This window comes from Pseudoalteromonas sp. SR45-5 (genome assembly GCF_014163565.1).
Taxonomy (GTDB): Bacteria; Pseudomonadota; Gammaproteobacteria; order Enterobacterales; family Alteromonadaceae; genus Pseudoalteromonas; species Pseudoalteromonas distincta.
On the sequence record NZ_JACJDN010000891.1, the window covers coordinates 1 to 1235 of the forward strand.

The window sequence follows — 1235 nt, forward strand, 5'->3', positions numbered from 1 at the left end:
TGGTTTGAAATTATTTCAGAAAACTATTTTGTAGCCGGTGGAAAACCTTGGCATTATTTAAATAAAATAAGAGCAGATTATCCGATTGTTATGCATGGGGTATCAATGTCGATTGGTAATATTGACCCTATTGATAAGGACTACTTAAATCAGTTAAAAAACACAATTGCGAGGGTTGAGCCGCATTGGGTGTCTGATCATTTATGTTTTACCCAAGTGGGCGGTATTAATAGCCACGATTTACTACCAATGCCTTACACCTCAGAGGCGCTTGATCATTTAGCAAATAAAATTTCGCAAGTTCAGGACTACCTAGGGCGCGAAATGATTTTTGAAAATGTATCGAGCTATTTAACCTATAACGATTCACAAATGAGTGAGTGGGAATTCTTAGCGCAATTACATAAGCAAACAGGCTGTAAGTTTTTAATGGATGTAAATAATGTTTATGTAAGTGCGCGTAATCACGACTTTAATGCAATGGATTATTTATCAGCTATTCCGAGTACAGCTATTGCACAAATTCACTTAGCAGGACATCAAGACTTTGGTACGCATATTATAGATACGCACGATGAAGATGTTCCCGATGCGGTATGGGACTTATATGCTCAGTATGCAAAAACATTAAATCCGGTAAGTACCATGATTGAACGCGATGATAATATTGGCTCCCTTGATGATTTAATTACTGAGCTTGAGCATGCCAAAGCGCTAGTGAAACCGTTTTGGGATATAAGGTCATGAGTGGTTTAGCAAAGCTGCAACAACAGTTTATGGATTTACTGCAAGGAGAAAGTTCGGATATTAGCGAGCAAATTGCGCAGCAAGGGCAGTTAAATACACAACAGCGACTCTCTATTTATCAAAGCGCTTATAAAATTCGCTTAAGAGCCGTGATTGAGCAAGATCACGAACAGTTGGGCATTTACTTAGGTGATGATTTATTTGAGATGATGGTTGATGGTTATTTAGCTTTATATCCTTCAACTCATACGTCACTACGAATTTTTGCAGAGAAGCTACCAGATTATTTAGCCGCTAATACTCCTTTTAGTGATTACCCCATACTTGCAGATATAGCAAAATTTGAACGACTATTACTAAGTACTTTTGATGCAAGCGATAAAACATTACTTAATGTATCAGAGCTTGAAAGTATTGAACCTCAGCAATGGCCAACTTTACTATTAAAATTACATCCAAGTGTTCAGTTAGTTGTGTTTAATACGTTG

At 37.2% G+C, this 1235-nt stretch carries 2 protein-coding genes; both read left to right on the plus strand.

Features of this window, described 5'->3' with window-relative positions:
- Positions 1-747: DUF692 domain-containing protein (locus H5072_RS19870; protein WP_182694569.1), on the plus strand; the 747-nt coding region annotated here is incomplete at its 5' end.
- On the plus strand, positions 744-1235 hold a 492-nt coding region (locus H5072_RS19875; protein ID WP_182694570.1), incomplete at its 3' end, for a DNA-binding domain-containing protein. The genes H5072_RS19870 and H5072_RS19875, both read left to right, overlap by 4 nt.